Source organism: Algoriphagus resistens (assembly GCF_001442615.1).
Classification (GTDB): domain Bacteria; phylum Bacteroidota; class Bacteroidia; order Cytophagales; family Cyclobacteriaceae; genus Algoriphagus; species Algoriphagus resistens.
Map to the genome: position 1 here is coordinate 101,031 of NZ_LMXN01000003.1, position 25,537 is coordinate 126,567.

Consider the following 25,537-nt stretch of genomic DNA (forward strand, 5'->3'; position numbering starts at 1 on the left):
ATGGAAAATCCAAAGGAAATAACGGCATATGTACTTTGCGGAGGGAAAAGTGTCCGCATGCAAACGGAAAAAGGCTTGGTTCTTTACAAGGGCAAACCGTTTATCCGCTGGATAATTGAGGCGATAATGCCACTTACTTCGAATATCATTTTGGTCACCAGTAATGGTGATTATAGTTTGGTGGGTTTGCCAATGATAGAAGACATCCTTGCAGACAAGGGGCCTGTAGGCGGAATTTATACTGCACTGAGCCACAGCAGATCTGATCGAAATCTGATCCTCAGCTGTGACGTGCCAAAGATCACATCCGATCTGCTCTGGGATCTGAAGCAGGAATCAGAGAAGAAAGAAGCATCAGTAACTTTTCTCAGCGACGGTAAGAATGATTATCCGTTAATCGGTGTTTACAAAAAAGAAGCCCTAGAAACCCTGGTTGACGCCATATCTGCAGATAAATTGAAGCTGTGCCCGTTGGTGAATCTGATGTCTCATCACAAACTTATCATCAATTCGGATCAGAAGTCCCTGGTCCAGAACATCAACAGCAAAGCCGAATTACTCTCACTAAACCTACTGGACCAATGAAAACCATCACAGGAAAATCCCCGAAAGTCACCCTCCTTGGTGCCGGCCCTGGCGATCCGGAGTTGCTTACACTCAAAGCCGTGAATGCGCTATCCAATGCAGATGTTGTTCTTTATGATTCTTTGGTCAATGAGGAAATACTTAAGCATGCCAATCGTGCATTATTGGTTTTTGTAGGTAAAAGAAAGGGAAATCACAGTCATACTCAGGATGAGATTAATGAGCTGATCGTGGGCTACGCGATTGAATTTGGTCATGTGGTTCGCGTGAAAGGTGGAGACCCCTTTGTTTTTGGCAGGGGAAAGGAAGAAGAAATCCATGCCTTGGAACATGGAATAGAGGTAGAAGTGATCCCGGGAATATCTTCAAGTGTAGCAGTTCCGGCATCCGTGGGTATCCCGGTAACAAGCCGCGGGGTGGCCGAAAGTTTTTGGGTAATCACAGGGACGACGAGCGAAAGAGCGCTTTCCAAAGATCTTACCCTGGCAGCCCAATCGTCTGCTACAGTGATCGTACTGATGGGAATGGCCAAACTGAAGGAAATCACGGAAATTTATTCTTCTTTTGGAAAGCAGGATTTGCCGGTAGCCATTATCCAAAATGGAACACAGCCTGAACAAAAGGAAGTGGTGGGAACCATTCAGAATATTCTTGAAATCAGCGAAAACCAAGGAATCGGAGCCCCTGCAGTCCTAGTGATCGGCGAGGTGGTGCACTTGGCAAGGTTGAGAAAACAACTCAAAGAAGACTGGGTTTTGGAGGACGAATTTATTTTCCAAAACCTCAATACTTTGCCATTCAGTAATTAATTCGGGCTATCTGTATTAACTTAAAGCTATGATTACCGTCAACTATTTTGGAAATATCGCAGAAGCGGCACAAAGTGACTCAGAAACTCTTGAATACAATACGTTGAGTTTGGCTGAGCTCTTAGACCTGCTGGATTCGAAATATGCTATTGGAAAATTTCCTTTCCAAGTCGCCGTCAACCGTAAGATCGTCTCAAAGCAACAGATTTTGAGCCTTTCAGATTCTGATGAGATTGCCTTGCTTCCACCATTTGCAGGAGGTTGATATGGAGAGATTCCAGCGACAAATCATCCTTCCGGGAGTCGGAACTGCGGGCCAAAATAAGCTAAAAGCATGTAGCGTATTGGTGATCGGAGCTGGTGGTTTGGGCTGTGCTGTTTTGCCCTATTTGGTTGCTGCCGGGGTAGGAAAAATCGGAATTGTGGATGGGGATCGTGTAGAAGAAAGCAATCTTCATAGACAAGTTTTATATACTGAGAGTTCGATTGGGGTACTGAAAGTAGACGCTGCAAAGCAAACCCTTCAGCAAATGAATTCCACTGCTCAGATTGTGGCAATTCCCGAGTTTTTGTCAGAGGGAAATGTAGAAAGCTTGATTCGCTCCTATGATTTGATCATCGATGCCACAGATAATCTGGAAGTTCGATACACGTTGGATAAGGCTAGCAGCAGCTTTAAAAAGCCTCTGATTTATGGATCTATCTTCAGATTTCAGGGTCAGGTTTCGGTGTTCAATTATAAGGGAGGCCCTTCATATAGCAGTCTTTTCCCAAAGGAAGAGAAGGCTGTTTTGAACTGTGAGGAAGCTGGGGTGTTGGGAACAACAGTAGGTATTATCGGAATGCTCCAGGCAAATGAAGCGCTAAAAATCATTCTGGGAATTGGAGAAGTGCTTTCAGGGAGACTCCTGATTTATAATATGCTCACTAACGACCAGCAGATTTTCGAATTGGGGGGTCAGTCTGTAGCCCCCTCTTTTAATTCCAGAATTGAAAAAGTGGATTTGATAAATCCTGAGTTGGCTTTTGCGATGAAAGGAATTCTTCTCGATGTAAGAGAGGTCGGCGAGAAACCTGAGATTCCTTCTGGGTTTTGCCATAAACTCCCACTTTCTGAACTAGAAAGTAGATTGGGCGAATTGGACAAGGAGCGTGAAATCACACTATTTTGTCAAGCGGGGGGAAGAGCAATAAAAGCAGGGAAATTGCTGAAAAAGGCAGGTTTCTCTAACGTAAAAGCCATTCGGGGTGGAGCAAGGGATATTTTGAACTTGATAAAAAATGAAATGAGCAAGACAACTTAATTTATCATAGAAGTAATAGAAAAAGTTTTTCAGGAATTTCATATGAATCAGAAATCAACTATATACAAATGAAAAAAGTATTTATTGAAGGAGCGATTTCTTCCGAATTTATAGCTGATTCTATTGCCAAGCATCAAAGCAAGCATAGCATCGGAGCACACAATATTTTCTTGGGTCAAGTTCGGGCAGACCAAGTGGAGGACCAGAAAGTAGTGGCAATTGAATACACTGCATACGAGGAAATGGCTAACGAAAAACTACATGAAATCCGCGAGTCAGCTTTCGAAAAATTTGATTTGACTTGCCTACATATTTACCACAGTCTGGGAACCGTGAAGGTCGGAGAAATCTGTATTTTCGTCTTTGTCTCCTCCAAGCGCAGGAAGCAGGTCTATGAAGCCACAGAGTATCTAGTCAATCAAGTAAAGGAGCATGTTCCGATCTTCGGCAAGGAGATACTTGACAATGCTGAGCATCAATGGAAAGTAAACAGTTGAAGGAAATTTGTAAATCCGCAATTGCACCAGTAAAAGACTAAAAGCGACTTATACTATGGCAAACATTAGCATTACTGTAACTTCGGTCACCCTTCTTTGGTCTTCCCACCTGAAAAACAAAGAAAATATGGCAACGGGCATGCTTGCAGATAATAAGATAAATAAATGGTAGATATCACACATAAAGTCACTACACTTCGCACCGCAAAAGCCCAGGCGATTGTCCATGTCAGTTCTGCTGAAACTATCGCAGCAGTAGTTGAAAATCGCGTTCCAAAAGGAAATGTATTTGAAATGGCGAAAGTTGCAGGGCTTTTCGCAGTGAAAAACACCCACATCACCATTCCGGATTGTCATCCATTGCCTGTGGAATATACCGCAGTAGCGTATGAGGTAGAAGGGTTGGAAATACGTATTTATATTACAGTAAAAACAGTGTATAAGACAGGAGTGGAAGTGGAAGCAATGCACGGTGCATCGGTAATTGCCCTAACCATGTACGATATGCTCAAACCCATCGACAAGGGAATTTCTATTCGAGAAATCGGTTTGGTTCAGAAAACTGGAGGAAAATCAAGTTTTAAAGATAAAAACCCAGCCCCTATTCAAGCAGCGGTAGTAGTCTGCTCAGACTCCATTTCGAAGGGGATAAAAGAAGATCGCGCAGGAAAAGCAATTGTGGATAAGTTGAAGTCACATGGAGTGCAAGTAAACTCCTATGAGGTCATCCCGGATGAGTTGGAGCTGATACGGGAACGAACTTTTGAACTTACTGAGAAGCATCAATTGGTTATTTTCACAGGTGGAACAGGACTTTCCCAGCGCGATGTTACCCCAGAGGCGTTGGAACCAATTTTGGAGCGGAGAATTCCTGGTGTAGAGGAAGCTATCCGAAGCTATGGACAGAAAATTATGCCTTTTGCAATGCTTTCTAGATCCGTGGCCGGCACTATTGGAGACAGCATAGTTCTGGCTTTGCCGGGGTCTACCAATGGTGCAAAGGAATCAATGGATGCAGTTTTTCCACATTTACTGCACGTATTTAGAATATTAAAAGGAGCCAATCATGAGCCCAGCGAGTAATATACATGAGCTAAAAGACACTTTTGGGCGGATTCACAATTACCTGCGAATCTCCCTGATAGAGAAGTGTAATCTGCGCTGCAAATACTGCATGCCTGCTGATGGAATTCCGCTAAGTCCAAAAGCTTCGCTGATGAATGCAGAGGAAATACTTGAATTTGCCAGAATATTTGTCGGACTGGGTGTGAATAAAATCCGCTTGACTGGTGGCGAACCCCTGCTTCGCAAGGATATTTACGATATCCTCGAAGGGCTCTCCAAGCTTCCCGTGGATCTATCCCTGACAACCAACGGTTTACTAATCGACAGGCATGTGGATAACTTTCTGAAACTGGGAGTCAAAAACATCAACTTCAGTTTGGATACCTTACGGGAAGATCGGTTTTTTGATATTACCCGAAGGACAGGGTTTGCTAAAACGATGGATAATTTCAGACTCCTTCATGATCAGGGATTCAATCTGAAGATCAATACTGTGTTGGTAAAAGGAACTAATGAAGATGAGTTGGTCGATCTGGTGAATCTTACCAAAGACTTCAATGTATCCGTACGGTTTATAGAGTTTATGCCTTTTGACGGCAATAGCTGGGATCGCTCAAAGATGGTTTCTGAGAAAGAAGTACTAGGCCAATTGGGATCTTATTTCGGGACAGAACGAATAAGCTCCCTCCCAAATGAGGAGAATTTCACCGCGCGGAAGTTCAAGATAGTCGGGTATCTAGGTGATTTTGGAATCATCAGTTCAGTAACCAATCCTTTCTGTGGAACCTGCAACCGAATACGGCTCACTGCAAACGGCAGGATAAAAAACTGCCTTTTCTCAAATAAGGAAACAGATTTGCTAACGGCAATGCGTACAGGGGAAGATGTAGAAAAACTGATTTTAGAATCTATCCTGAAGAAAAAAGCCGTGCGCGCAGGAATGGATAGCATGGAAAAATTATCCGATCCAGCACTTCATTCCGATAATCGAAGCATGATTGCGATTGGAGGATAATATTGCATATTTCATCTCCTCTGTTACATTATAAATTACAGGCATTTTACCTTTCCACTTACTCCACATTTGATCATCTGATACAAGTGCTGTCATAAAATGCCCTACATTTACGCGGCTGGTTTTCCCTGGATCAAAAATTGCACTTCTTGTAGGTGAATTGTGCAAAGAATACGCTGACACCTTTGCTTCGTCAATTAAAGTATCTGGTCTGACGACGACCCATTCAATAAACCGATTATTCTGACCTATTTTTATCCTTAAATAGTCTGCCGCTTTTTCATTGTCTTGATGTGGGGGAAGAAATAACCTAACCAATCCTATCACAAGTTTTTGTCCTGTTGAAAGAGGTTCATCTAAATCTCTGTTAGCGTTTCCTGCTGTATTCATTAAAACAAATCTAATGGGCATTTCAAAGGCATTTATTAAAATTGCTTCGCTTATCACGCTTACTGTATCTGCTACAAGCCTTCTGGGTTTACCATAGATTCCCTTCAACGTCAAATTGTGCCCAAGACAAGACACCACAGAATCACAGTCTGCTAATAATTCTGACATCTCCTCCACGGTGATTTCTGTAATATTCCTTTTGATTACTGTCAAATGACCGTCATAACGCCAAGCATCAAAAAAATCACTTGTAGAACGAACGACGACTTTAACACTTCGCCCTGATGCTAAAAGCTGTTCCACCAAAAGTCTTCCTATTGCCCCGCTTGCTCCAACTACTAATGTTTTCATTATATTTAGATTAGGCTAATGGTCTTCTTACTGCCAATTCTCAACCGAAACAAGGATTCATCCATGCACCTGATCCCAAAGCTTCGAAGTCTTATTTCGAAGATATTTCAAAACACAAGATCGTCTGTTGCTCTAAAGCCAATAGGTTTAGATTTACCGGGACTTCACTTTATTGCTTTGCTGTTTCAAGCTCCCTTTGATTTTTTAATGTTAGCCCAAAACCGATGGCCAGAAAAGCAATAAAAATTGGATAGATGACATAAAAAGATGAATGGGCTGATGGAATTGATAAGCCCAAAGTCAAGAATATATGTAGTATGGATGTAATGATCATTCCCACAGTTCCGATGATAAAGAATGGATGTAATTTTCGCATTTTGTTCGAATTTTATGATCAATTTCTCAATGTTGTTAGGATTTTTGTTTGTATCAACTTGATTTTAAGCTTAAAGGATGGGCTTTCCGAAGTCGTCCTCAAAATAAAGATTTTTTTCAATTTTGTTTGTCGTGTTCTTGGTTTTATGCCAATATGAAGGTTTCCATAGGTGATGCCGATCCAGAATAGAACTTCACAAACGCTGTATCAAACATGCTCAAAACCTGATTTTTGTCAATAATGGTATTTTTTTCCTACCACTGAGCATTTTCTAAGTGGATATTCTGGTAGATTTCCACGAATTTTAGAAAATCAAAAAGTTGACGCAAATCCCTAATCGGCAACTCTCACCATGCAAGATCAAGTAAGCGACTATCTTACCCGATTGCTCCAGTCCCAAAGCAATGCCAAAGGCTTGGACTGGCTGGGTAAGCAAACCCAAATAATCAGCACCACTGCTGTTCCCGTCAAGTTATATTTGGCGTTCAGCCAGTCATCCCGATTCTTCAAAAAAGCTAAATTGACCCTCTCCAGGGAGCAGATCGATCAGGCAGATCACCTAACCCCAGGTCTTCAGCCACAGTTTTGGGATGAGTTGCAAACCGCTCGAACAGTGCTTTTACTAAGCTACCAGGCAGAAAAGGAAACTTGGTTTAATACGATTAACCAGCTCTTCGAAACTGCCGATATGTACGAGCACCAGGCACTTTTTGCAGCCTTGCCGGTTTTACCTTTTCAGGAAGATTTGATACCAAGGGCAATTGATGGGCTAAGGACGAATATTTCGTTGGTATTCGATGCGATTGCTTTGAATAATCCTTTTCCTGCAAAATATTTCCCCCAGGCCAATTGGAATCAACTGGTGTTGAAAGCGATCTTTATGCAGCGTCCATTGTATAGAATTAAAGGTTTGGAAGAAAGAAGAAACCCTGCGCTGGCTGCTATAGCGCGTGATTTTGCGCATGAACGCTGGGCAGCAGGAAGAGATGTAATGCCTGAGATCTGGCGATTGGTATCTCCTTTTGTTGATGAAAACTATTTGGCTGATCTAAAGAAAACCTTACAAACACAGGATAATCTTCAGATGAAAGCGGCGCTTTTGGCTTTAAGAGAATCTGCATATCTGCCTGCACAAGAACTCTTGGAGTCTTACCCCAATCAAGTCTCCACATTAGATATGGATACCCTTGCTTGGGAAAGCATTGGTTCAGAATTCCAAAGAACCCGGGTATAATCCCTAATTTTACATTCTCCTACTTTAAATTCAACTACCTATGTATATAGATCCACATATCCACGTCGTATCCCGAACCACCGATGACTATGAAGCCATGCGGAAAGCTGGTATTGTAGCAGTGATTGAACCTGCATTTTGGCTGGGACAGCCACGCACGGAAGTTGGGAGTTTCAAAGATTATTTCAGCACTTTGGTGGGCTGGGAGCGTTTTCGCGCCAGTCAATTTGGGATAGTACATTACTGCACAATGGGTTTGAATTCAAAAGAGGCAAATAACGAAGCGTTGGCTGAGCAGGTGATGGAGCTATTGCCACTGTATGTGGGAAAAGAAGGTGTTGTTGCTATTGGTGAGATCGGTTACGATGATCAGACTGAAGCTGAAGATAAGTTTTACAGGCTGCAGCTGGAGTTGGCCAAGGATGTTGATCTTCCTGTACTTATTCACACGCCACATCGGGATAAAAGAAAAGGCACCATCCGCAGTATGGATGTTTCAGAAGAACATGGTCTTGATCCAAAGATGGTCATCGTTGATCATAACAATGAGGAGACTGTGAAAGAAGTTTTGGAACGTGGTTATTACGCAGGATTTACAATTTATCCACATACCAAAATGGGTTCTGAACGCATGGTAGAAATTGTGAGGCAATATGGTCCAGAGCGCATAATTGTCAATTCCGCCGCGGATTGGGGTATTTCTGATCCTTTGGCTGTGCCAAAAACTGCTGACCTGATGCGCAAATCCGGAATTCCTGAAGAACATATCAAATTAGTAACCTACCAAAATGCGCTTACTGCCTTTGGACAAAGTGGACAAATGGATGAGCAGGACTGGTTAAACGCCGCGCCGTTGGATCAAACCAAAAAAATGAGTGGAAATTCTGTACTCCGGGGCGGCCAAACCCCCAGGGTAGAAGGACCATCTGATATCGTAGAAAATTAATTATGGGCTCTTCCCGTCTTTTCGCCTATATACAACTCACCCGTCCGGCTAATGTAGTCACTGCTATCGCAGATATTTGGGCGGGCTTTGCCATTGCCGGCACATGGACACTACTAGTAGCTGATTGGGGATCAGGCACTCATGAACTTCTAATAAACCTAGGCTGGCTTTCATTGAGTACAATTGGATTGTATGCTGGAGGAGTTGCGTTTAATGATGTTTTTGATGCTGAGCTGGATGCCGTAGAAAGACCCGAAAGACCGATTCCAAGCGGAAGAGTAAGCAGAAAATCTGCTGCTTGGATGTCACTTCTCCTTATACTAATCGGAGTTTTAGCAGCCGCTCAGGTAAATCTGGTCTCTGCCGGTATTGCGCTGGCTGTTGCTTTTCTGGCCGTGCTTTATGATTACTGGGGAAAGCACCAGCATTTCTTGGGTCCGATAAATATGGGACTTTGCCGGACCGGCAATTTACTTCTCGGTATTTCAGTGGTCCCTGAAAGTTTACTCACATTTTGGCCTTTGGGACTACTCCCTTTGATCTACGTGGCTGCCATTACCATGATCAGCCGTGGGGAAGTACATGGCAAAAACAGAATGGCGCTTTACACAGGCTTGTTAATGTATGTGTTTGTGATTGTTACAATTGGAAGCATGCCGATCTTACATAATACTGAGATTTGGGAGGTATTGCCCTTTCTCGCCTTACTCAGCTACATGGTTTTCCCACCTTTGATCAAAGCTATCCGTACACACGATCCAAAATTGATTGGTAAATCAGTCAAAGCTGCCGTTATTTCTCTGATTATTGTCAACTCATCACTTGCAGCTGCATTTGCAGGATGGAAGATTGGAATAATTGTATTATTGTTGCTGCCAATTTCTCTTTGGCTAGCCAAAAAATTTGCTGTTACCTGAGGTAAAATAAACTTATTGGAGTTTGGAATTGTATTATTCCAAACAACAGCGCCTGCAGTCACCTATTTCCTATGAATACCATTATCCAACAAAAGTTTTCCGTACCGTATCAGTACCCCGTATGCTTCACTGAAGATGTCTTTGATCCTGCAAGTGATTTATTTGTAGACCTGTTGGCAAAAGATAGACTGTCCAAAGTGTTGTTTGTTTTAGATGAGGGAGTTTCTCAGGCTCATCCTGGTATTTTGGATCAGATCAAAGTTTACGCCCAGGCGCATACGGATAGGTTTATTTTGGCTTCAGACCCTATCGTGGTACCTGGCGGTGAAGCCAGCAAAAACGATGAAGCGATCTACAAACAAATTGTGGAAGCAACTCATTTGTATGGAATAGACCGCCATTCGTACCTAGCCGTAATTGGTGGGGGAGCAGTAATCGACATGGTTGGTTTCGCCGCCGCGATCTCCCATCGAGGGATTCGTTTGATCCGTATTCCTACTACTGTACTTTCGCAAAATGATTCTGCGGTAGGGGTGAAAAATTCCGTGAACGCCTTCGGAAAAAAGAATTACCTAGGCACATTTACTCCTCCTTATGCTGTTTTAAATGATTTTAATTTCCTAAAAACTCTGGACGATAGGGATTGGAGGTCAGGGATTTCTGAGGCAATCAAGGTGGCACTCATCAAGGATTTGAGCTTTTTCACCTGGATGGAAGCGAATGCTTCTGCCCTTGCAGAACGAGATATGGAACCGATGAAAAAACTGATCATCCGATGCGCACAGATGCATTTGGATCATATTTCAGGCAGTGATCCTTTCGAATTTGGCTCCTCTAGACCTTTGGATTTTGGGCACTGGGCAGCGCACAAATTAGAACATCTGAGCAGATTCCGTATCCGCCATGGCGAGGCGGTGGCTATAGGAATAGTCTTAGACTCTACCTATTCGCATCTAAAGGGATGGATCTCGGCGGAGGACCTGAATAGGATTGTAACACTTTTTAAGCACTTAGGGTTTGAGCTATTTGCGCCAGAGCTGGCCGGAGAAAACCTGATAAAAGGTCTTCAAGAATTCCAAGAGCATCTTGGAGGACAATTAACAATCATGCTTTTGACCAAACTTGGCAAAGGCGAAGAAGTGCATCATATGGATCATGCACTTATATTCAAAGCTGTTGACATGCTAAAAGATTTTCAAAGAAACGGCACTTTAATCAACAGCTAGTTCACCTAAAATCTAGTTCATTTATGGAAATCAAAGGTTTTCAACTCACTTATTGCAGCAATATTCATCCTGGAGAAACCTGGGATGCGACTTTTGAAAACCTGAAAAAGTACATTCCCGAGATTAAAGAACGACTGGGTTCGAACAAAGCATTGGGAATTGGACTTCGTCTGTCAAATGAGGCGAGTTTGATGCTGGAAAATCCATCCAATCTTCAGGAATTCCAACAGTGGCTTGCTGATGAAAATGCTTATGTTTTCACTTTAAATGGGTTTCCTTACGGAGATTTCCACCGGACTACTGTGAAAGACCAGGTTCATTTTCCAGATTGGACTACCACAGATCGCCGGGACTATACAATTCGCTCGTTTCGGATTCTAGCCCAGCTATTACCCGAAGGGCTTGATGGGGGGATTTCCACATCACCCATCTCTTATAGACATTGGTTTAAGAATGAAAGTGACTTAAATGCCGGAATGGAAGTTGCCACCAAGCATTTGCTGGAAGTGGTGACGGTATTGGCCGAAATCAAAAAGCAAACGGGGAAGACCCTCCACCTAGACATTGAGCCGGAACCGGATGGGATTTTGGAGAATTCTGATGAAATGGTCTGGCTTTTTTCTGATTGGCTATTGCCCATAGGAAAACCTTGGCTTGCCGGGAAATTAGATATTTCGCAAGAGCAGGCTGAGGTTCTTTTAAAGGAACACATACAGGTTTGTTATGATGTCTGCCACTTTGCGATAGTCTATGAAAGACCAGAAGATACCTTCGCAAGGTTTGAAAAAGCTGGCATCAAAATCGGTAAGATCCAGATTTCTGCTGCGCTCAAAGCATTGGTTCCAGATTCGCAGGAAGCCCGTGATTTGTTGAAAGTAAATCTTTTAGCCTTTGAAGAATCCACCTACCTACATCAGGTGGTTGCCAAAGCCAAGGACGGCAGCCTGCACTCCTATTCTGATTTACCCGATGCATTGAAAGCTTTGGATTCCACGGAAGAAAAGGAATGGAGAATCCATTTTCACGTCCCCGTTTTTTTGGATAATTACGGTTCGTTGGCATCTACACAGGATCATATTTTAATTGTGCTTAATGAAATTTTAAAAGATCCTTCATTGACTAATCATCTTGAAGTGGAAACATACACATGGGAGGTTTTGCCTGAAAATTCGCGCCTGCCTATAGGCGAGTCCATTGCTCGGGAGCTAGCGTGGGTAATCGAAAAAATGAAATGAAATGAAGAAAACCGTTGTCCTAGATATCGTCGCACTTTCTCCCCGGGTTATTGGAGAGTATACACCTTTCCTGAAAAAGTGGATTGAAAAAGGCAAGCAGGCGGTAATTGAGCCGGTTTTACCAGCCGTGACCTGTGCTGCACAATCCGTATACTTAACTGGAAAAATGCCAGGTGAAAACGGGATTGTTGGCAACGGATGGTACTTTCAAGAAGAATGTGAAATCAAATTTTGGAGACAATCAAACAAGCTGGTACAGTCGCCAAAAGTCTGGGAAATACTTAAAAAAGAAGATCCCACTTTCACTGTTGCCAATATGTTTTGGTGGTACAATATGTATTCCAGCGCTGATTTTGCAGTGACTCCTAGGCCTTTATATCTTGCCGATGGTAGGAAAGAACCCGACTGTCATAGCCAGCCAATGGAATTACGCGACCGTCTTCAGAAGGAATTGGGACAATTTCCACTTTTTTCCTTTTGGGGCCCCAATGCAAGTATCGAATCAAGTAAGTGGATCGCAGAAGCTTCCAAGAAAGTAGACGAATGGCATAATCCAACGCTGAATTTGATCTACATCCCCCATCTGGATTATTCCCTTCAGAAGTATGGAATTGATTTTGAGAAAATCGGAAAGTATCTGAAAGAGGTAGATGAGCTTGCCGAAGACTTGATTTCTTATTTTGAAAAACAGGGCACACAGGTGATTTTGCTCTCTGAATATGCGATTACTTCGGTAAGCAAGCCCGTTCATTTAAACCGCATTTTTAGAAAACAAGGGTGGATCCAGGTGAAAGATGAGCGTGGGCTAGAGACTTTGGACGCAGGAACTTCCAAGGCCTTTGCCGTGGCAGATCATCAAGTGGCACATGTGCATGTTAACGATCCTGCAATTCTGCCCAAGGTAAAAAAGCTTTTGGAAGAGACTCCAGGTGTAGAGTTGGTTCTGGATGAAGAAGGAAAAAAGAAGCACCAAATAAATCATACGCGCTCTGGGGATTTGGTTGTGATGGCGGACAAAGATTCCTGGTTCACCTATTATTTCTGGCTCGATGATGCGAAGGCTCCAGACTATGCCCGTTGTGTGGATATTCACAAAAAGCCTGGCTATGATCCAGTTGAACTTGTTTTGAATCCGGATATTAAAATCCCCATACTTACAGTTGGATCAAAAGTGCTAAAGAAAAAGCTAGGTTTCCGGTACTTGATGGATGTCATTCCGCTGGATGCTACTTTAGTGAAAGGCGCTCACGGTAGATTGAGTGAGGATGACCTGGATAAGCCTCTGTTAGTAGCAAATGAGAATTTAATAAGTCAAAAGACCATGAAGCCCACAGCGGTTTTTGATGTGATTTTAAAAGCTGTGAGAGGAAATTGATTTAAGATTGAAGATTTAAATGGGATCGGATGAAAGTAGCTGGCATACTTATCAAATAATGCTAATTGGCAATTCGTTGAGTCTGTTACCTTTCCAATTTCTATTTTTGACAAAAACTGATTCATGCGCAATCTAACAACACGATATTTATTCCTTCCTTTACTTCTACTTTTTGCTTTCGCCTGCGGCAAAAAGGATGAAAGCTGTGAGCTATCACAGGAAATAATGGATCAAGATCTGTCTGTCACTATCAGCCGATTAGAAAAGGATTTTTTCAATGCAAAATCAACAGAGGAATTCAAATACCTATTTGAAGAACATCCAGAGTTTACCAAAGAATACCTGCAGATGGATCTCTATCCAAACTCCGATTCATTAGCTGCTGAGCTTCTTGCGATCCATCAAGATTCCTCCATGAATGTGTTATATGATTCTGTCAAAGTAGTTTTTAGCGATATTTCAGAAGTAGAAAAAGAACTTGAAAATGCCTTCAAAGCCATAAAATATAACTTCCCCGAATTTCAGGTACCAAAAGTTTACACCTTTGTGTCCGGCTTCAATTCTGATTTGATCGTTACCGATGATTTGATTGTCATAGGACTCGATTATTTTCTACCACCCACACATACATTCCAACCTGAACTTCCTAGATATATGGCCGAGCGATACGATAAGCCATACATCGTTCCGATGATTGTGATGGCTATTTCTGCAAGATATAATCAAACCGATCCATTGGACAATACGCTGCTGGCAGAGATGATTTATTACGGCAAAACCTATCATTTCACCAAAGCGATTTTGCCCTGCACCTCGGATCAATACATCATAGGCTACCCCCCTGAAGCGATTGCTGAGAGCTTTGACAATGAGGAATTAATCTGGTCACATTTTGTGGAAAATGAATTGCTCTATGAGACAAACCCATTTGAAATCAGAAAATACATAGGGGAAGCTCCCTTTACAGATGCGATCAGTACGAAAGCCCCAGGTCGATTGGGGCGCTGGCTCGGATGGAATATCGTGGATGACTATCAATTTAATCTGGATGTCCCTTTGGATATGTTAATGGCTGAGTCAGATGCCAGGAAGATTTTCGGAGAGTCTGGCTATAGGCCAAGGAAGGTAAATGAGTAAAAGCTTAAGTTGGAAGTATCATTGATCAGCTTCCGGAGTTTATCCGCACCTAGATTTATTGAATTAAGGCTCTCAACCTGAAATGAAAAAAAATGTAATCCTCAATAAGATCAGCGAAAATCATCTCCATTTTTAAGATTTTTCGTACTCTTAGTTCCATCCTTCCTGGTCTTCCTAGTAATTAGAAATGGAAATAAAAAAAAGCGAGCCTAGAAATCCAGACTCCCTTTCCTGCTTAAACCAATCCTAATTATTCGGGCAGCATCACTTGATCAATTACATGAATCACACCATTAGTCGCATGGATATTCAACATGCTTGGAACTAAACTGCTTTCGTTTATCATAAGTCCTGGAAGATCCACAGTCAGATTTTTTCCTTCCAAAAGCGTAGGAAGACTTGCTCCATCTCTTAAATCCTGGGAAAAAGCTCTAGCTGGAACGACATGATAAGTAAGCACATCGGTCAGGAGCTCAACATCAATCTCATCTACTCCACTAACACCTAGCGCATCATACAAGTCTTGGAATGCCGCATCTGTTGGCGCGAAAACGGTCAAATCATCATCTGATCCTCCACTTACTGCCTCTACCAAACCGGCTCTTGTAAGCGCAGCTACTAACTGAGTAAATTCTGGGGTAGAAGCGGTAGAACTCTCTACTGCAATTTCAGCTATGCTTTTTGTCGGGGCCGTGATAACATAATCCAATGTATGAATTACACCATTGTTAGCCATCTGATCCACAGCAGTAACCATCGAATTCCCATTAATCCAAACACCTCCGTCAGGATCCACACTTATATAAAACTTTTCACCTGTAAGACTATTCACTGCACCTGCTTCCACCTCTGAAGAAGTGACGTTTCCAGAAACCACATGATAGCTTAAGATATCAGCTAAATCAGCACTTCCAAGTAGTGCCTCAGCTGTTAGACCTTTATCAGAAATGAAATCTCCAAAAGCAGTATTTGTAGGTGCAAAAACGGTAAACGGGCCTGTACCGCTCAAGTCATCATCTAATTCCGCGGCAACTACTGCAGATGCTAAGATGGAGAAGTTTGGATCTTCTCCCAATACTTCAACGATATTATCTGATTCTGGCATCATGTCATCATCCTGGTCATCACATGAGGAGAATACCATTGTAACTAATAGGGCAAGTGATAGCGATAAATATCGCCATGCTTTAATTTTCATTGAATTCATGTTAGTTGGTTTTTGGTTAAGAATTAAGTTGGACTAATGAAACCAGCTAGCATGAAAATGGTTTTAAATATTTTTGCTTTTTTTAAATCATACGATTCATAGCCCCTTATTTATCAATATTTTACACTAAAAACATGGACACATCACCAACTTAAAGTGTGAGGAATTAAGAAGTTGAGAAAGTTCTCTCTTACGGGAAAAAATGCAATAGCTATTTAAGCCGTCAAAATATCCTTTTTGCCTGTAGAATTTTGAGAGCTGCTTTTGGGATCAATTGTGTGGATTAATCGGGAAATCGCAAGCTCTTTGTTAAAATATTGCTCAGCCAACTTCCGCGCGTTATTTCCCATTTTCCCCATTTTATCTGGATAGTTCTCTAGATCTTCCAGTTTCGCAAAAGCTAAATCTATCTTCGACGGTAAGCAAGAAAGGCCCAGTTGATGTGCTTTTACCAAGTCAAATACCCAGCCTTTATGATTGACTAAAATGGCTTTCCCGGCTGCTATCGCATCAAAAAATTTATTGGGACTATTGGTTTTTAATACTGGTAAATGGGCAAAAGAAATCCATGCAAAATCAGCCAAACTGAGTACTTCATTGACTTTCTCTTTGGAGCCAAAAGGAATAAAACGTACATTCAAAAGTGATTTTTGGGAAGCATAATCTTTAAGTTGCGCTTCAAGACTGCCAGTTCCCATAATGAGAAACTGCCAGTTTTTACATTTAGCCATAGCCATGTCAGCAAGATTCAGGAGTTCATTTACTGCATTAACCTGTCCCAAAGCCCCTGTATAGGCAATTGTCAAATTATCTGTTAGCTTATATTCCTGAAGTAGCTTGGCTTCTTTTTCCAAAGGATAAAATCTTTCCAAGTCTGAGAAATTCGGGATCAGGTTAACCTGCTGTTTTGGAGCCACTTTCCGCAAATGATCTGCAATCCCCGGTGAAAGTGCCACCAGGCTTAGAGCTTGTTGATAGATTCTTTTCTCCAGCGAAATTAAACTCCGTTTCAGCAATGGGTTTTTGATTGCCCCCACTTCTATCGGTGCCTGCGGCCACAGATCGCGGACCTCAAAAATATAAGGAATGGCCAAAGCTTTCTTGCCCCAAAGTCCAAGTAAACCTGTGGTTAGCGGAGTGGAAGTAATATAAAGTAAATCAGGTCTAGGAAGCTTTTTAATAAGTTTTTTGGCTTGACGCACATAGCTTAAAAAGGAGAAAACACGTTTGGTAAATCCAAAATTCTGATCGTATTTCACTGGCAAATAATGCACCTTTATGCCGTCAATCCATCGCTGATCGTAGCCAATTTGAGCACCTCCAGTGATCATCTCCACCTCATATCCAGCTTCCACCAAACCCTTTGCTAGATTGTATGACCGCACGGCCCCGCCCTCAGCCGGAGTTCTGAAATATTGATGGATATAAATGATCTTCATAGCTTATGCAATTTCACCCATTCTGCCAGAAGAAACAGATTGTAAAGGGTCAAAAAATGAAATTTGGCACCACGTTCAGGCCTGTTAGCGAGTAACCTCATCTTCATTGGGAAAAGCTCGCCATGGCTTTTCTCGAATGCTTTGATAGAACTGAAAACACGCTTCGAAAATTCACCATTTTCCGCAAACCATTCTTGTAAAGGAAGCCCAAAGCCTACTTTCTTCCTATCCGCTATCCATGCTAGATCAAATTCATCCAGAAATCGTCTGATCCAAGGTTTTCCCTTCAGCAATTCTTCGTCTTTCACATTTTTCCATAGTTCGAGCAATGATTTATCCAGATAGGGCGACCTTCCTTCGACACTATGTGCCATCAACGCATTGTCCTGAATCTTCAACACATCCTGCACCAGATAAACCTTTCTATCAAAATCAAGTATTTGGGTGTATTCCGGCAGATTTGGATCAAAAATCCCCTCGTAAACACCTGCAAGATCCTGCGGAATAGTATCTAATCCCGAAAAATCCAAAAATGTCTTGAGTGGATCCTGGTCTATGCCTGTTATGAACTTATGATAATTTCTTCCAAGCGGTAGTTTTCGCAGAATTCCCTGAAAGCGCAGCAGACTATCCTTATTCTTTTGGTAAGCATCAAAAGCCTTATGCCGCTGGTATCCTCCCCAAAGCTCATCTGCACCAGCTCCGGAGATAAGGACTTTCACTGATTTTTTAGCCTCTTTCCCAATCATCCAATTGAGAAAGCCAGCCGAATCTCCAATGGGTTGGTCCACAGATTTCAAGTAATCGTCCCAGTTTTCCCAGAATATAGTTTGTGTAATTTCCATAGGATGATGCTTTGAGGGAAATTGCTTTGCAAAGCGACTGGCCGCATTTCCGTCTGCGTATTTTCTCCGAAATTTCTGTTCAACCTGGATGGTAAATGAAGGCAACGGTATACCTGTTTCCCTATACCAAACCGCATACAGCAAGGAGCTATCCGCCCCACCACTGAGCTGCATCCCAACGGGCACGTCTGCATGAAATTGGTTCAAAACCGCATCGGTAAGCAATTCCTTGAACCTATCAAATGTTGGCGTAAGGCTGAGATGGGAATCACTTGGGATATGATTCCAGCGGAATGTTGTAGGATTCAAAATTTTGCCATGTCCTCCAGGCATCCATTCGTGAATACCTTTGAAAAAGGTATTCCCTGGGGTAGCAGTTCTGAAATAGAAATAAGGCTCTACTTGTGTAGAATCTATCGGGGAAAAGTTAAGGCTTTGGATGCTGCTGCATTCTGAAGAAATGAGTAATAAATCAGGATCTTGCGCATAATAGAGTGGTTTTTCACCGTTTATATCCCGGGCTACAAGCACGGATTTTTCTGTCAAATCGACAAAAACCAATGCAAACATCCCGTGAAGTTTCTCCAGTCCCTTTGTCCCAAAAACCCGCAACACATGTAATACCACTTCAGTATCAGAAAAAGTACTAAAAGTAATTCCAGCCTGAATGAGGAGGTTACGGATTTCCTGGAAATTGTAAAGCTCCCCGTTCCAGATCAGCAACGACCTCCCGTCCTCGGCCCAAAAAGGCTGATCAGCTTCAGCTCCGGTGTGTAAGATTTTTAGCCTGTTTACTCCAATCCACAGACCGGGCCAAGGACTAAAACTTGCTTGCTGATCAGGCCCTCGATGCTGGCTTCGCCCAAGCATGCTGTTGATCGCCTTCTCATTTGCTCCTTTTCCCCAGATGAGATGGATTCCGCACATTATGCTTCAGCTTCTACCTTGGTGCTTTTACCCTGGTTCTTTTCAAAATACAGACATAGGTGTGTCAGGCTGCAATCTTCACATTTCGGCCTTCGTGCTATGCATACATATCTTCCATGCAAGATCAGCCAGTGGTGCGCGATATGGACATATTCTTTTGGAATATGGCGGATGAGTTGCTTCTCAACTTCCAAAGGGGTTTTCGCAGTTTGGGATACTAAGCCAAGTCTTTTCGAAACACGGAAAACATGAGTATCCACCGCCATATTCGGTTGATTCCAGACTACCGAAGTGATCACATTTGCAGTTTTCCTTCCCACTCCCGGCAGCTTAATGAGCTCAGGAACAGTAGAAGGAACCTCGCCTCCGAAATTCTCCACAAGCATTTTCCCCAAGCCTAACAGATGCTTGGTTTTATTATTTGGGTAAGAGATAGTCTTGATATAGGGAAAAAGTTCGTCAAAGTTTGATGCTGCCAGAAACTCAGGGGTCGGAAACTTCTCGAATAACGCAGGTGTCACCATATTAATACGCTTATCCGTGCACTGTGCAGAAAGTACCACCGCCATTAAAAGCTGAAAAGGATTCTCAAACTGTAGTTCTGTCTCCGCGATTGGCATATTCTCACGGAAATGATTGATGATGGCTTTGTATCTTTCTTTCTTAAGCATTTTTGTTTTTAAATGGTGCTTTGTGCGAATTTATAAGAAGTGCGTGGCAATCCCATTTTTGGAAAGAATTAGGTTGGATAATAATGGTAAAAAACCGAATCCGATAATATTTGGGCTTTTTAGTCCGATTGAATGACTCAGTAATTTTTCCTTGAAGACATAAAGTTTAAATTCGGGAAATTGCCAGCTATGAAAAATCTCTGCCTATTCTCCATTCTTTTTGTTTTTTTGGTTTTACGCACATTCGCTCAAGAAAGACCCCGGGATAAAGGGATTATTTTTGGCGTACTGCCTACCGGTTCTCAAAATGCTATTACCGACGTATCTGGAGTGAAAGTCGGGCATTTCACTAAAATAGAAGGAGACAATATCCGAACAGGAGTCACAGCAATTTTACCTCATGGAGGAAATATTTTCCAGCAAAAAGTGCCCGCAGCAGTATTCGTGGGCAATGGTTTTGGAAAATTGGCAGGAACCACGCAGATACAGGAATTAGGAAATATCGAATCGCCGGTCATTCTAACCAATACCTTGAGTGTGGCGGCGGGAATAGAAGGGGCTGTCCGGTATTCTTTGGAGCAAAAGGGAAATGAAAATGTACAGTCGGTGAATGCTGTAGTCGGTGAGACAAATGACGGCTACTTGAATGATATCCGGGGAATGCATATCTCACCCGCAGACGTAATGGAGGCCATTCAATCGGCTGAATCAGGCAAAGTAGATGAGGGAAACGTAGGAGCGGGCACGGGTACGGTATGTTTTGGGTGGAAAGGTGGAATCGGAACTTCCTCCCGTAAGCTTCCCAAAAATCTTGGTGGCTATACTGTCGGTGTTCTGGTGCAGACAAATTTTGGAGGAAATCTGCAGATAGACGGAGTATCGGTGGGCGAGAAAATGGGCCGATATCCCTTTCGGGATGCAATGGAAAAATCCGACGGAAGCTGCATGATTGTGGTAGCCACTGATGCTCCTGTAGTAGATAGAAATTTGGAGCGGATGGCTAAACGTGCGATGATGGGTCTTGCCAAAACCGGTGGCATCGCCTCCAATGGTTCTGGAGATTATGTGATTGCGTTTAGCACCGCAGAGGGGCTACGCATACCGTATGCTGCCGAACATGGAACGTTGGAAACAGCAGAATATGTGAGAAATGATGATATGTCATCCCTGTTTATGGCAGTCATTGAAGCAACAGAGGAGGCTATTATCAATTCATTATTTGCTGCGCAAAGTATGGAAGGAAGAGAGGGACATCGTGTGGAGCAAATGCCAATTGATCAGGTGATGAATCTGATGGAACAAAACTAAACAAAGAACTACGTGGATGTAAAAGATAAAGATTGTTGTGCTATAGAAGAGAAGGAAAACCATCAAGATCATCCCCCCGATGACGGACATGACCATGCTCACTCCGTAGTGGAAAGGAACCGTATGTTGAAGTTCTTTGCCCCTGCGATTTTTTCATTTGTGGTGATGATACTTGGGTTGGGCTTAGACCATTTTTTTCCTCAGGATTGGTTCAAGGGCTATCTTAGGTTCGGCTGGTATCTTGCTGCCTACATTCCCGTGGGATTCCCAGTTCTCAAAGAGGCTTTTAAGAGCATACTCAAGGGCGATTTATTTTCGGAATTTTTCCTGATGGGAATAGCAACATTGGGGGCCTTTGCCATAGGCGAATATCCTGAGGGAGTTGCCGTGATGCTTTTTTATTCCATTGGGGAAGTTTTTCAGGGGATGGCAGTAAAAAGGGCAAAAACCAACATCAAAACTTTGCTTGATCAGCGGCCTGATCAGGTCACGGTGTTGGAAGGAAATACAACTAAGACTATCAAAGCTGGGAAAGCAAAAATTGGAGACATTATCCAGCTGAGACCAGGCGAAAAACTTGGCTTGGATGGGGAATTGCTCTCAGAAAAAGCTTCTTTCAATACCGCTGCCCTGACTGGAGAGAGCAGACCTGATTCCAAGGAAAAAGGCGCTGTGGTATTGGCAGGAATGGTAAATTTGAATACGGTCTCTCAAGTCAAAGTAACGACAGCCTACACGGACAGTAAACTTTCCAGAATACTGGAGTTGGTGCAGAATGCCACAGCACAAAAAGCGCCGACAGAGCTTTTCATCCGGAAATTCGCCAAAATCTATACTCCAATTGTAGTTTATCTCGCAATAGGGATTTGCTTATTGCCTTACCTTTTTGTGCAGGATTATGAGTTCAGCGATTGGCTATATCGCGCGCTGGTCTTCTTGGTGATTTCCTGTCCTTGCGGGCTGGTGATCAGTATTCCTTTGGGTTATTTTGGAGGAATCGGTGCCGCCAGCAAAAATGGCATTTTGTTCAAAGGAAGCAATTTTCTGGATAGTTTGGCTGAGATCAAAGAGGTGGTAATGGACAAAACGGGTACGATGACTGAAGGGGTTTTTAACGTGCAGGAAGTCCGACTGCAGCCAGATTTTAAGGACAAAAAAATTCTTGATTTGGTCAATGCGCTGGAAAGCAAAAGTACACATCCTATAGCAAGTGCCATTAAAGATTATGTAGGGGAGATTGATTCAGGAATTGTTCTGGAGGAGGTTGAGGAAATCGCAGGGCATGGGCTCAAGGCTTCGGTGGAGGGCAAGGAATTGTTAGTTGGGAATTTCAAATTGATGGATAAGTTTTCGATTCCTTATTCCCTAAACACTACTGGTATTATATATACGCTGGTTGCAATAGCATACGAAGGAAAATTTGCAGGCTATTTGACTATCGCAGATAGCATAAAAGCGGATGCACAGCAGACGGTGGACCGCTTAAAATCCATGAATATCGGGATCACGATGCTTAGTGGTGACAAAAGCAATGTGGTTAGCTTTGTGGCGGACAAGCTGAGTATTCCCAACTCGTTTGGCGATTTACTTCCAGAGGAGAAAGTAGAAAAAGTCAGAGAAATCAAAGCTCAAAAAGGAACAGTGGCTTTTGTCGGAGATGGAGTAAATGATGCACCTGTAGTGGCAATTTCGGATGTGGGAGTAGCTATGGGGGGCTTAGGAAGTGATGCGACAATCGAGACTGCCGATGTAGTGATTCAAGATGATCGCCCCAGCAAGATTCCGATGGCGATTTCCATAGGAAAAAAAACCAAGCAGATTGTCTGGCAGAATATCGGTTTTGCGTTTGGGATCAAAGTCCTGGTGCTGATTCTTGGAGCACTGGGATTGGCCACCATGTGGGCGGCGGTTTTTGCTGATGTGGGGGTCGCATTATTGGCAATTTTGAATGCGATACGGATTCAGAAAATGAAATTTAATTGAGTTTATAGTTCAAAATAAAAAGATCATGAATTCTTCTGAACAAAAAATTGAATTGACTAAGGTCTTTGAAGCACCTATCAGTAGGGTTTGGGAAGCTCTCGTAAACCCAATAGAGCAGAAAAAATGGTATTTTGATTTTGGCCCCACATGGAAGTTAGAGTTAGGGCATGTGTTTGAATGGGAAGCAGGGGATCCAGCAGACAAAATGTGGCTTCATAGAGGAAAAATCATTGAGGTCGTAAATGGTAGAAAACTGGTCCATAGCTGGGAATATCCAGGTTATACCGGCTATTCTATTTTGACTTGGCAGCTTAGTTCTCAGGATCCCAACTGGACGGAATTGAAACTTCATCATTTATTCAAGATTCCATTTGATCCTTCCGTAACGGCTCTTCAAAAAGAAGAATTTGAAAAAGGTTGGGATTATATTGTGAACACGAGTTTGAAGGAATATTTGGAAAAATAGAATTAGCATGAAAAAGGTAAATCTAACTGAGAAATTCGGGTTGATCAAGGAGCTTTGGACTCCAAAAATAATCGGCGAGCTAAATGGTCAGGATGTGAAACTGGCCAAAGTCAAAGGCGAGTTCGTCTGGCATAACCATAGCAATGAAGACGAGCTCTTCCTGATTGTGAAAGGTTCGCTCAAAATTGATTTTGAAGGGGAATCTATAATGCTGAACGAAGGCGAAATGCTGGTGATTCCACGGGGAGTAGAACATCGGCCTGTCGCAGAAGAGGAAGCTTGGATTCTACTGTTTGAACCTCAGAGCACGAAGCATACCGGAGAAGTGAAGTCAGATCTGACAGTGGAGAAGTTTGAGAAAATTTAGCCTTACTTCTTTTATTGAATTCAAGAAATAAAAGTTGCCTGCCCAGGGATATTCTTTGATCAGCAATGGGAATTTTCCGCTAATCACAACTTCAGAATATGATCTGGTATTTTCTCTTATTTTTACCCAAACCACTACACCACTTTAAAATCAATTGTTAACAGATGAAAGATTATTTCTTCAAAAATATAGCATTAGGCTGTTTAATGCTTCTTTTCTTACTAACCACTTCAGCAAACGCCCAGACGTTCGCTGAAAATGGAATGGTTGTATCCGATCATGTAATCGCCTCACAAGTCGGTGTTGATATTTTGAAGAAGGGCGGAAATGCTATAGATGCTACTATTGCTACTGCTTTTGCACTGGCTGTAACACATCCCGAAGCCGGCAATATCGGCGGCGGCGGATTTATAGTTTTTATGAAATCAACAGGAGAAGTAACCACGTTTGATTTTAGGGAAAAGGCCCCTTTAGCAGCAAGCCCAACCATGTTTCTGGATGAAAAAGGTGATATCAAGGATAATTCAAATCATAAAGGACTTCTGGCGGTCGGGGTACCTGGCACAGTGGCAGGACTTTATAAGGCACATCAAAAGTATGGAAAGCTCCCCTGGGCTGATTTAGTGAAACCGGCTGTAAAATTGGCTAAGAATGGCTTCACTATGAGTTACGGATTGTATAATGCCGCTGTACGGATGACAGATCGTGATCCTTCAGAGGACATCATGCAAAATTTTTTCAAGGGAAAAGATGGCCAAATCGTATTACCGGGTGAAACCTGGAAGCAGCCAGCCCTGGCAAAAACGCTTAAACAAATTCAAAAACAGGGCAGAGACGGATTTTATAAAGGCGAAGTAGCCCAAGAAATTGAGGACTACATGAAAGCCAATGGCGGCATAATCACCAAAGAAGATCTGGAGAAATATGAGGCGGTAGAGCGAGAGCCGTTAAAAGGATCTTTCAATGGGTATGACATCTATTCCATGCCTCCACCTAGTTCGGGAGGTGTAGCACTCATCGAAATGATGAATCTTATGGAAGAAGCTAATATCTCTGAGATTGAATTCAATTCTACTACGTATGTTCACCTGGTAGCCGAAGCGATGCGAAGAGCTTTTGCAGATAGAGCGGAGTTTCTTGGGGATCCCGATTTCAATCCAGATATGCCTTTGGATAGGCTACTTTCAAAGGATTTTGCTAAGAAGCGATTTGAAAATCTTGACATGACCAAAGCCTCCGCTTCTGATCCTGCCAAATTTGCCCATCCTTATGGTGGGGATAATACGACGCATTTTTCAGTGGTCGACAAAGACGGAAATGCCATTTCCATGACCTATACCTTAGAAAACTCCTATGGAGTAAAAATGGGCTCTTCCAAGCTCGGATTTATTTTCAACAATGAAATGGGGGACTTTAATCCAGTACCGGGCGTAACCACTACCACTGGGCAAATCGGTTCTGATCCAAATTTAGTGGCTCCCGAAAAGCGCATGCTTTCCAGCATGACACCAACCATCGTAGCCAAAGAAGGAAAGCCCTATTTGGTAATCGGAAGCCCGGGAGGAAGAACTATCATTAACACCGTATTCCAGACGGTTTTGAATGTTCTTGCCTATGATATGCGGGTTGACCGTGCGATTGAAGCCATGAAAATCCATCATCAATGGCTCCCGGATCAGATCCTGTACGAGCGGAATCTGCTCTCCCCAGACACCCGTGATGCATTGGAGAAAATGGGACACACCCTCAGGCCCACTACCAATATTGGGGTGCTGATGGGAATCACGTATGATGCTTCCAAAAAACTATACACAGGTGCATCAGATTCATCCAGTGAAGATGGGGGAGCAAGAGGCTATTAG

The 25,537-nt window shown here is 42.7% G+C and carries 25 protein-coding genes; 19 read left to right on the plus strand and 6 right to left on the minus strand.

Annotated elements, in window-relative coordinates:
- The 7 genes from AS141_RS06725 to moaA all read left to right on the plus strand — a co-directional run bounded on the left by AS141_RS06725 (position 1) and on the right by moaA (position 5,275).
- The gene (locus AS141_RS06725) at positions 1-585 is read left to right on the plus strand and encodes a molybdenum cofactor guanylyltransferase (protein WP_057936882.1); all 585 of its coding nucleotides are present in this window, start codon (positions 1-3) and stop codon (positions 583-585) included.
- The gene (cobA, locus tag AS141_RS06730) at positions 582-1,394 is read left to right on the plus strand and encodes a uroporphyrinogen-III C-methyltransferase (protein WP_057936883.1); all 813 of its coding nucleotides are present in this window, start codon (positions 582-584) and stop codon (positions 1,392-1,394) included. Before AS141_RS06725 ends, cobA begins: the two co-directional genes overlap by 4 nt.
- Positions 1,395-1,422: 28 nt before the next feature.
- On the plus strand, positions 1,423-1,659 hold the full coding sequence (locus AS141_RS06735) for a MoaD/ThiS family protein (protein WP_057936884.1): 237 nt from the start codon (positions 1,423-1,425) through the stop codon (positions 1,657-1,659).
- A gap of 1 nt (position 1,660) precedes the next feature.
- Positions 1,661-2,698 carry a HesA/MoeB/ThiF family protein gene (moeB, locus tag AS141_RS06740; RefSeq protein WP_057936885.1) on the plus strand — a complete coding sequence of 346 codons (1,038 nt, stop codon included), beginning with the start codon at positions 1,661-1,663 and terminating at the stop codon, positions 2,696-2,698.
- A 68-nt stretch (positions 2,699-2,766) separates the two neighbouring features.
- The gene (locus AS141_RS06745; RefSeq protein ID WP_057936886.1) at positions 2,767-3,195 is read left to right on the plus strand and encodes a molybdenum cofactor biosynthesis protein MoaE; all 429 of its coding nucleotides are present in this window, start codon (positions 2,767-2,769) and stop codon (positions 3,193-3,195) included.
- A gap of 165 nt (positions 3,196-3,360) precedes the next feature.
- On the plus strand, positions 3,361-4,278 hold the full coding sequence (moaCB, locus tag AS141_RS06750; protein ID WP_057936887.1) for a bifunctional molybdenum cofactor biosynthesis protein MoaC/MoaB: 918 nt from the start codon (positions 3,361-3,363) through the stop codon (positions 4,276-4,278).
- On the plus strand, positions 4,262-5,275 hold the full coding sequence (gene moaA / locus AS141_RS06755) for a GTP 3',8-cyclase MoaA (RefSeq protein ID WP_057936888.1): 1,014 nt from the start codon (positions 4,262-4,264) through the stop codon (positions 5,273-5,275). The genes moaCB and moaA overlap by 17 nt, the downstream gene beginning before the upstream one ends.
- Here the strand turns inward: moaA and AS141_RS06760 are convergent.
- Both AS141_RS06760 and AS141_RS06765 read right to left on the minus strand, forming a co-directional pair.
- Positions 5,219-6,016, minus strand: a complete 798-nt coding sequence (locus tag AS141_RS06760) for an NAD(P)-dependent oxidoreductase (RefSeq protein WP_082632208.1) — start codon at positions 6,014-6,016, stop codon at positions 5,219-5,221. The genes moaA and AS141_RS06760 overlap by 57 nt on opposite strands.
- Positions 6,017-6,185: 169 nt before the next feature.
- On the minus strand, positions 6,186-6,392 hold the full coding sequence (locus AS141_RS06765; protein ID WP_057936889.1) for a hypothetical protein: 207 nt from the start codon (positions 6,390-6,392) through the stop codon (positions 6,186-6,188).
- A gap of 352 nt (positions 6,393-6,744) precedes the next feature.
- Between AS141_RS06765 and AS141_RS06770 the strand changes: the two genes are divergently transcribed.
- The 7 genes from AS141_RS06770 to gldB all read left to right on the plus strand — a co-directional run bounded on the left by AS141_RS06770 (position 6,745) and on the right by gldB (position 14,462).
- On the plus strand, positions 6,745-7,626 hold the full coding sequence (locus AS141_RS06770; protein WP_057936890.1) for an EboA domain-containing protein: 882 nt from the start codon (positions 6,745-6,747) through the stop codon (positions 7,624-7,626).
- 40 nt (positions 7,627-7,666) lie between these two features.
- Positions 7,667-8,572 carry a TatD family hydrolase gene (locus tag AS141_RS06775; RefSeq protein WP_057936891.1) on the plus strand — a complete coding sequence of 302 codons (906 nt, stop codon included), beginning with the start codon at positions 7,667-7,669 and terminating at the stop codon, positions 8,570-8,572.
- A 2-nt stretch (positions 8,573-8,574) separates the two neighbouring features.
- A complete protein-coding gene (gene eboC, locus AS141_RS06780) occupies positions 8,575-9,489 on the plus strand; it encodes a UbiA-like protein EboC (RefSeq protein WP_057936892.1) in 915 nt (304 codons plus the stop codon).
- 71 nt (positions 9,490-9,560) lie between these two features.
- Positions 9,561-10,715 (plus strand): 3-dehydroquinate synthase, encoded by a 1,155-nt coding sequence (locus tag AS141_RS06785; RefSeq protein WP_057936893.1) that lies wholly within the window; start codon positions 9,561-9,563, stop codon positions 10,713-10,715.
- A gap of 23 nt (positions 10,716-10,738) precedes the next feature.
- Positions 10,739-11,950 (plus strand): metabolite traffic protein EboE, encoded by a 1,212-nt coding sequence (eboE, locus tag AS141_RS06790; RefSeq protein ID WP_057936894.1) that lies wholly within the window; start codon positions 10,739-10,741, stop codon positions 11,948-11,950.
- Between the two features lies 1 nt (position 11,951).
- Entirely contained in the window at positions 11,952-13,325 is a 1,374-nt protein-coding gene (locus tag AS141_RS06795) for an alkaline phosphatase family protein (protein ID WP_057936895.1), read from the plus strand.
- Between the two features lie 123 nt (positions 13,326-13,448).
- On the plus strand, positions 13,449-14,462 hold the full coding sequence (gene gldB / locus AS141_RS06800; RefSeq protein ID WP_057936896.1) for a gliding motility lipoprotein GldB: 1,014 nt from the start codon (positions 13,449-13,451) through the stop codon (positions 14,460-14,462).
- 250 nt (positions 14,463-14,712) lie between these two features.
- On the opposite strand, the gene AS141_RS06805 is transcribed toward gldB, so the two are convergent.
- The 4 genes from AS141_RS06805 to nth form a co-directional block, all read right to left on the minus strand.
- Complete coding sequence (locus tag AS141_RS06805; RefSeq protein ID WP_057937227.1) at positions 14,713-15,660, minus strand: fasciclin domain-containing protein; 948 nt, start codon at positions 15,658-15,660, stop codon at positions 14,713-14,715.
- Between the two features lie 224 nt (positions 15,661-15,884).
- Entirely contained in the window at positions 15,885-17,108 is a 1,224-nt protein-coding gene (locus AS141_RS06810) for a glycosyltransferase family 4 protein (RefSeq protein ID WP_057936897.1), read from the minus strand.
- Entirely contained in the window at positions 17,105-18,880 is a 1,776-nt protein-coding gene (asnB, locus tag AS141_RS06815; protein ID WP_057936898.1) for an asparagine synthase (glutamine-hydrolyzing), read from the minus strand. The genes AS141_RS06810 and asnB overlap by 4 nt, the downstream gene beginning before the upstream one ends.
- A complete protein-coding gene (nth, locus tag AS141_RS06820; protein WP_057936899.1) occupies positions 18,880-19,551 on the minus strand; it encodes an endonuclease III in 672 nt (223 codons plus the stop codon). Before nth ends, asnB begins: the two co-directional genes overlap by 1 nt.
- A 189-nt stretch (positions 19,552-19,740) precedes the next feature.
- Here nth and AS141_RS06825 point away from each other — a divergent pair, with 189 nt between their 5' ends.
- The 5 genes from AS141_RS06825 to ggt all read left to right on the plus strand — a co-directional run bounded on the left by AS141_RS06825 (position 19,741) and on the right by ggt (position 25,537).
- Positions 19,741-20,859, plus strand: coding sequence for a DmpA family aminopeptidase (locus AS141_RS06825; protein WP_057936900.1), 1,119 nt, complete (start codon positions 19,741-19,743; stop codon positions 20,857-20,859).
- A gap of 123 nt (positions 20,860-20,982) precedes the next feature.
- Complete coding sequence (locus AS141_RS06830; RefSeq protein WP_082632232.1) at positions 20,983-22,842, plus strand: heavy metal translocating P-type ATPase; 1,860 nt, start codon at positions 20,983-20,985, stop codon at positions 22,840-22,842.
- Positions 22,843-22,867: 25 nt separating this feature from the next.
- The gene (locus AS141_RS06835; protein WP_057936902.1) at positions 22,868-23,308 is read left to right on the plus strand and encodes an SRPBCC family protein; all 441 of its coding nucleotides are present in this window, start codon (positions 22,868-22,870) and stop codon (positions 23,306-23,308) included.
- 7 nt (positions 23,309-23,315) lie between these two features.
- Positions 23,316-23,675 (plus strand): cupin domain-containing protein, encoded by a 360-nt coding sequence (locus tag AS141_RS06840; protein WP_057936903.1) that lies wholly within the window; start codon positions 23,316-23,318, stop codon positions 23,673-23,675.
- A gap of 164 nt (positions 23,676-23,839) precedes the next feature.
- Positions 23,840-25,537 carry a gamma-glutamyltransferase gene (gene ggt, locus AS141_RS06845; RefSeq protein ID WP_057936904.1) on the plus strand — a complete coding sequence of 566 codons (1,698 nt, stop codon included), beginning with the start codon at positions 23,840-23,842 and terminating at the stop codon, positions 25,535-25,537.

Excerpts from the sequence above, each read along its gene's own strand:
- AS141_RS06725 (WP_057936882.1), top strand. The coding sequence starts at position 1 with ATGGAAAATCCAAAGGAAATAACGGCATATGTACTTTGCGGAGGGAAA.
- cobA (WP_057936883.1), top strand. The coding sequence starts at position 582 with ATGAAAACCATCACAGGAAAATCCCCGAAAGTCACCCTCCTTGGTGCC.
- AS141_RS06735 (WP_057936884.1), top strand. The coding sequence starts at position 1,423 with ATGATTACCGTCAACTATTTTGGAAATATCGCAGAAGCGGCACAAAGT.
- moeB (WP_057936885.1), top strand. The coding sequence starts at position 1,661 with ATGGAGAGATTCCAGCGACAAATCATCCTTCCGGGAGTCGGAACTGCG.
- AS141_RS06745 (WP_057936886.1), top strand. The coding sequence starts at position 2,767 with ATGAAAAAAGTATTTATTGAAGGAGCGATTTCTTCCGAATTTATAGCT.
- moaCB (WP_057936887.1), top strand. The coding sequence starts at position 3,361 with ATGGTAGATATCACACATAAAGTCACTACACTTCGCACCGCAAAAGCC.
- moaA (WP_057936888.1), top strand. The coding sequence starts at position 4,262 with ATGAGCCCAGCGAGTAATATACATGAGCTAAAAGACACTTTTGGGCGG.
- AS141_RS06760 (WP_082632208.1), bottom strand. The coding sequence starts at position 6,016 with ATGAAAACATTAGTAGTTGGAGCAAGCGGGGCAATAGGAAGACTTTTG.
- AS141_RS06765 (WP_057936889.1), bottom strand. The coding sequence starts at position 6,392 with ATGCGAAAATTACATCCATTCTTTATCATCGGAACTGTGGGAATGATC.
- AS141_RS06770 (WP_057936890.1), top strand. The coding sequence starts at position 6,745 with ATGCAAGATCAAGTAAGCGACTATCTTACCCGATTGCTCCAGTCCCAA.
- AS141_RS06775 (WP_057936891.1), top strand. The coding sequence starts at position 7,667 with ATGTATATAGATCCACATATCCACGTCGTATCCCGAACCACCGATGAC.
- eboC (WP_057936892.1), top strand. The coding sequence starts at position 8,575 with ATGGGCTCTTCCCGTCTTTTCGCCTATATACAACTCACCCGTCCGGCT.
- AS141_RS06785 (WP_057936893.1), top strand. The coding sequence starts at position 9,561 with ATGAATACCATTATCCAACAAAAGTTTTCCGTACCGTATCAGTACCCC.
- eboE (WP_057936894.1), top strand. The coding sequence starts at position 10,739 with ATGGAAATCAAAGGTTTTCAACTCACTTATTGCAGCAATATTCATCCT.
- AS141_RS06795 (WP_057936895.1), top strand. The coding sequence starts at position 11,952 with ATGAAGAAAACCGTTGTCCTAGATATCGTCGCACTTTCTCCCCGGGTT.
- gldB (WP_057936896.1), top strand. The coding sequence starts at position 13,449 with ATGCGCAATCTAACAACACGATATTTATTCCTTCCTTTACTTCTACTT.
- AS141_RS06805 (WP_057937227.1), bottom strand. The coding sequence starts at position 15,660 with ATGAAAATTAAAGCATGGCGATATTTATCGCTATCACTTGCCCTATTA.
- AS141_RS06810 (WP_057936897.1), bottom strand. The coding sequence starts at position 17,108 with ATGAAGATCATTTATATCCATCAATATTTCAGAACTCCGGCTGAGGGC.
- asnB (WP_057936898.1), bottom strand. The coding sequence starts at position 18,880 with ATGTGCGGAATCCATCTCATCTGGGGAAAAGGAGCAAATGAGAAGGCG.
- nth (WP_057936899.1), bottom strand. The coding sequence starts at position 19,551 with ATGCTTAAGAAAGAAAGATACAAAGCCATCATCAATCATTTCCGTGAG.
- AS141_RS06825 (WP_057936900.1), top strand. The coding sequence starts at position 19,741 with ATGAAAAATCTCTGCCTATTCTCCATTCTTTTTGTTTTTTTGGTTTTA.
- AS141_RS06830 (WP_082632232.1), top strand. The coding sequence starts at position 20,983 with ATGTTGAAGTTCTTTGCCCCTGCGATTTTTTCATTTGTGGTGATGATA.
- AS141_RS06835 (WP_057936902.1), top strand. The coding sequence starts at position 22,868 with ATGAATTCTTCTGAACAAAAAATTGAATTGACTAAGGTCTTTGAAGCA.
- AS141_RS06840 (WP_057936903.1), top strand. The coding sequence starts at position 23,316 with ATGAAAAAGGTAAATCTAACTGAGAAATTCGGGTTGATCAAGGAGCTT.
- ggt (WP_057936904.1), top strand. The coding sequence starts at position 23,840 with ATGAAAGATTATTTCTTCAAAAATATAGCATTAGGCTGTTTAATGCTT.